Origin of the sequence: Allomuricauda sp. XS_ASV26 (assembly GCF_041224615.1) — a bacterium.
GTDB classification, from domain to species: Bacteria; Bacteroidota; Bacteroidia; order Flavobacteriales; family Flavobacteriaceae; genus Flagellimonas; species Flagellimonas alginolytica.
On the sequence record NZ_JBGFGK010000022.1, the window covers coordinates 1 to 5,320 of the forward strand.

Genomic DNA, 5,320 nt, shown 5'->3' on the forward strand with positions numbered 1-5,320 from the left:
AAACAAACAAGTTCATATACATATTGTAACGACAGCGTAAGAATTATAAAGAACCATTTTGATGCGGGGACTCGTGTTTTCGGGTGTCGGACAGACATTCAAGGAAATACAATGAAGAGTTTGATCCTGGCTCAGGATGAACGCTAGCGGCAGGCCTAACACATGCAAGTCGAGGGGCAGCGGGAAAAAGCTTGCTTTTTTGCCGGCGACCGGCGCACGGGTGCGGAACGCGTATGGAACCTGCCCCTGTCAGGGGAATAGCCCAGGGAAACTTGGATTAATGCCCCATGGTACCGTTACATCGCATGATGTTTCGGTTAAAGATTTATCGGACAGGGATGGCCATGCGTACCATTAGTTAGTTGGCGGGGTAACGGCCCACCAAGGCAGCGATGGTTAGGGGCCCTGAGAGGGGGATCCCCCACACTGGTACTGAGACACGGACCAGACTCCTACGGGAGGCAGCAGTGAGGAATATTGGACAATGGGCGGGAGCCTGATCCAGCCATGCCGCGTGCAGGATGACTGCCCTATGGGTTGTAAACTGCTTTTATACGGGAAGAAACGCACCTACGTGTAGGTGTCTGACGGTACCGTAAGAATAAGGACCGGCTAACTCCGTGCCAGCAGCCGCGGTAATACGGAGGGTCCGAGCGTTATCCGGAATCATTGGGTTTAAAGGGTCCGTAGGCGGGCCTGTAAGTCAGGGGTGAAAGTTTGTGGCTCAACCATAAAATTGCCTTTGATACTGCAGGTCTTGAGTCATGGTGGGGTTGCCGGAACATGTGGTGTAGCGGTGAAATGCATAGATATCACATAGAACACCGATCGCGAAGGCAGGTGACCAACCATGTACTGACGCTGATGGACGAAAGCGTGGGTAGCGAACGGGATTAGATACCCCGGTAGTCCACGCCGTAAACGATGGATACTAGCTGTGGGGACTTCGGTCTCCGTGGCCAAGCGAAAGTGATAAGTATCCCACCTGGGGAGTACGTTCGCAAGAATGAAACTCAAAGGAATTGACGGGGGCCCGCACAAGCGGTGGAGCATGTGGTTTAATTCGATGATACGCGAGGAACCTTACCAGGGCTTAAATGCAGGCTGCATGGGGTAGAGATACCCCTTTCTTCGGACTGCCTGCAAGGTGCTGCATGGTTGTCGTCAGCTCGTGCCGTGAGGTGTCAGGTTAAGTCCTATAACGAGCGCAACCCCTACCGTTAGTTGCCAGCATGTCAAGATGGGGACTCTAACGGGACTGCCGGTGCAAACCGTGAGGAAGGTGGGGACGACGTCAAATCATCACGGCCCTTACGTCCTGGGCTACACACGTGCTACAATGGCCGGTACAGAGGGAAGCCACCCCGCAAGGGGGCGCGGATCTACAAAACCGGTCACAGTTCGGATCGGGGTCTGCAACTCGACCCCGTGAAGCTGGAATCGCTAGTAATCGGATATCAGCCATGATCCGGTGAATACGTTCCCGGGCCTTGTACACACCGCCCGTCAAGCCATGGAAGCCGGGAGTGCCTGAAGTCCGTCACCGCGAGGAGCGGCCTAGGGCAAAATCGGTAACTAGGGCTAAGTCGTAACAAGGTAGCCGTACCGGAAGGTGCGGCTGGAACACCTCCTTTCTAGAGAAAGAGACGCCCGGAATATCGGGTCCTGCACGAGGTGGTTGTTATAGTATTGCGCTGTCGTTCATAATATGTTACAAATACTGGCAATAGGCCAAGACAGTCTCATAGCTCAGCTGGTTAGAGCGCTACACTGATAATGTAGAGGTCGGCAGTTCGAGTCTGCCTGAGACTACGATGATAAGTTCATTGAGTACTGAGATTAGGAAATTCTAGATGTTGGGTTACCGTTATGTAGTACTGTTAACTGATAACTGTTAACTGACAACTGATAATGGGGGATTAGCTCAGCTGGCTAGAGCGCCTGCCTTGCACGCAGGAGGTCATCGGTTCGACTCCGATATTCTCCACCACGGCAAAGGTCGTCCGCTGATTTTTAGACATCGGTGGCGATCGGCCACAAGTTCATTGACATATTGGGACGGAGCAGGATTGATTTATATCGATCTGTGCGAAGTCAAAGAAGAAACACGAAGTAGAATAGAACATTAAGGATTACGAGAGGGCATTTGTACTTTAGGGTACAGGTGCGACAAGCAAAAGAAGGGCGTATGGGGGATGCCTAGGCTCTCAGAGGCGAAGAAGGACGTGATAAGCTGCGAAAATCCACGGGGAGCTGCACATGAGCATTGATCCGTGGGTGTCCGAATGGGGCAACCCGGCTGGTTGAAGGCCAGTCACACCGTAAGGTGGGCGAACCCGCTGAACTGAAACATCTAAGTAGGCGGAGGAAGAGAAAACAAGAGTGATTCCGAGAGTAGTGGCGAGCGAAATCGGATCGGCCCAAACCGTTGTTGTTCCGGCAATGACGGGGTTGTAGGACCACAATGTTCTTTGCGCGACGAACCGGAAGCAGTTGGAAAGCTGCACGATATGGGTGACAGTCCCGTACGGGCAAGGAGCGTTAAAGATAGTGGTATCCTGAGTAGCGCGGGGCACGTGAAACCCTGTGTGAATCCGGCGGGACCATCCGCCAAGGCTAAATACTCCTGAGAGACCGATAGTGAACCAGTACCGTGAGGGAAAGGTGAAAAGAACCGTGAATAACGGAGTGAAACAGACCCTGAAACCATACGCCTACAAGCGGTCGGAGCCAATTTATTGGTGACGGCGTGCCTTTTGCATAATGAGCCTACGAGTTACTTTTACCGGCAAGGTTAAGCACTTCAGGTGCGCAGCCGTAGCGAAAGCGAGTCTGAACAGGGCGCTTTAGTCGGTAGTAGTAGACGCGAAACCGTGCGATCTACCCATGGGCAGGTTGAAGCTGTGGTAACACATAGTGGAGGACCGAACCCGTTGACGTTGAAAAGTCTTGGGATGACCTGTGGGTAGGGGTGAAAGGCCAATCAAGCTCGGAAATAGCTCGTACTCCCCGAAATGCATTTAGGTGCAGCGTTCTGATAGTTATATAGAGGTAGAGCTACTGATTGGATGCGGGGGCTTCACCGCCTACCAATTCCTGACAAACTCCGAATGCTATATAATGTTTCAGGGCAGTGAGGGCATGGGTGCTAAGGTCCATGTCCGAGAGGGAAAGAACCCGGACCATCAGCTAAGGTCCCCAAATATGTGCTAAGTTGACAAAACGCGGTGGGACTGCATAGACAGCCAGGATGTTGGCTTGGAAGCAGCCATTCATTTAAAGAGTGCGTAACAGCTCACTGGTCGAGCGGTCCCGCATGGATAATGATCGGGCATAAGCACATTACCGAAGCTATGGCATCGAAAGATGGGTAGGGGAGCATTCTGTTCGGCGCTGAAGGTGCACTGTGAGGTGTGCTGGAGCGTACAGAAACGAAAATGTAGGCATAAGTAACGATAATGCGGGCGAGAAACCCGCACGCCGAAAGACCAAGGTTTCCCCGGCCATGCTAATCAGCCGGGGGTCAGTCGGGACCTAACACGAACCCGGAAGGGGCAGTGGATGGACAAGCGGTTAATATTCCGCTACCCGCATATCACTAAAAGTGACGGGGCAACTTAGTTGGTGCGTGCTGACGGAATAGCACGTTGAAGCGCAAGCGATAGTACGACAAGGCCACGGCCGCGTCGATAATCCAGCGGCGTTGCCTCCAAGAAAAGCGAGATATGCGGCCCGTACCGTAAACCGACACAGGTGGTCGGGATGAGAATTCTAAGGCGCTCGAGAGATTCATGGTTAAGGAACTAGGCAAAATGGACGCGTAACTTCGGGAGAAGCGTCGCTCCCCTCCGGGGGAGCCGCAGTGAATAGGCCCAGGCGACTGTTTATCAAAAACACAGGGCTCTGCCAAATCGAAAGATGACGTATAGGGCCTGACACCTGCCCGGTGCCGGAAGGTTAAAGGGAGATGTCAGCCACTTGTGGTGAAGCATTGAACTGAAGCCCCGGTAAACGGCGGCCGTAACTATAACGGTCCTAAGGTAGCGAAATTCCTTGTCGGGTAAGTTCCGACCTGCACGAATGGTGCAACGATCTGGGCACTGTCTCAACCATGATCTCGGTGAAATTGTAGTATCGGTGAAGATGCCGGTTACCCGCAGTGGGACGAAAAGACCCCGTGCACCTTTACTATAGCTTCGTATTGACCTTGGTCAAACAATGTGTAGGATAGCTGGGAGGCTTTGAATCTGCGTCGCCAGGCGTGGAGGAGCCGTTGTTGAAATACCAGCCTTTGTTTGATCGGGGCCTAACCCCTAACGGGGGACAGTGCGTGGTGGGTAGTTTGACTGGGGTGGTCGCCTCCAAAAGAGTAACGGAGGCTTCTAAAGGTGCCCTCAATACGGTTGGCAATCGTGTGCAGAGTGCAATGGCACAAGGGCGCTTGACTGTGAGACATACAGGTCGAACAGGTAGGAAACTAGAGCATAGTGATCCGGTGGTTCCGCATGGAAGGGCCATCGCTCAAAGGATAAAAGGTACGCCGGGGATAACAGGCTGATCTCCCCCAAGAGCTCACATCGACGGGGGGGTTTGGCACCTCGATGTCGGCTCGTCACATCCTGGGGCTGGAGAAGGTCCCAAGGGTTGGGCTGTTCGCCCATTAAAGTGGCACGCGAGCTGGGTTCAGAACGTCGTGAGACAGTTCGGTCTCTATCTACTGCGGGCGTTAGAGATTTGAGTGGATCTGACCCTAGTACGAGAGGACCGGGTTGGACCGACCGCTGGTGCGCCGGTTGTCCCGCCAGGGGCATCGCCGGGTAGCTAAGTCGGGATGGGATAAGCGCTGAAAGCATATAAGCGCGAAACCCGCCACAAGATGAGATCTCTTTAAAGGGCCGTGGGAGATGACCACGTCGATAGGCCGTAGGTGGAAGTGCAGCGATGCATGCAGCCGAGCGGTACTAATTGCCCGTAAGCTTGCGCAACCGCCCTCTTGGTGGTTCCTTATGTAAGAACATACTTCGTTGACTCTTTTTTGACGACCGCAAGGTCCGTCCCAACATATGTCATATCAATTTGATGAAATTCCCTTCTTGCGCCTTATGACCTTTGGACAAGGAGGTCCTGAAACACACTTCGACTTCGCTCAGTGTAAAAGTTCAGGATAAAATCTAGGTGGCCATGGCGACGGGGCCCACCCCTTTCCATTCCGAACAGGGAAGTTAAGCCCGTTTGCGCCGATGGTACTGCCACACCAGGTGGGAGAGTAGGTCGCCGCCTTCCTTGAAGCCCTTTACGTAAGTGAAGGGCTTTTTTGTTT

Annotated in this window: 2 tRNA genes and 3 rRNA genes; all 5 read left to right on the plus strand. The window is 53.2% G+C overall.

The annotated features are described in order from the left end of the window. Nucleotides 1-108 precede the first annotated feature (108 nt). The 5 genes from AB9K32_RS00120 (at nucleotide 109) to rrf (ending at nucleotide 5,283) form a co-directional block, all read left to right on the plus strand. Nucleotides 109-1,634: ribosomal RNA gene (locus AB9K32_RS00120) — 16S ribosomal RNA — on the plus strand. A 104-nt stretch (nucleotides 1,635-1,738) separates the two neighbouring features. Then, nucleotides 1,739-1,812: transfer RNA gene (locus tag AB9K32_RS00125), tRNA-Ile, on the plus strand. 101 nt (nucleotides 1,813-1,913) lie between these two features. Beyond that, nucleotides 1,914-1,990: transfer RNA gene (locus AB9K32_RS00130), tRNA-Ala, on the plus strand. A gap of 176 nt (nucleotides 1,991-2,166) precedes the next feature. Further along, nucleotides 2,167-4,985 (plus strand): 23S ribosomal RNA (locus AB9K32_RS00135). A gap of 186 nt (nucleotides 4,986-5,171) precedes the next feature. Continuing rightward, nucleotides 5,172-5,283 (plus strand): 5S ribosomal RNA (gene rrf, locus AB9K32_RS00140). Together the 16S, 23S and 5S rRNA genes with 2 tRNA genes alongside form the textbook arrangement of a ribosomal RNA operon. Nucleotides 5,284-5,320: the final 37 nt, after the last annotated feature.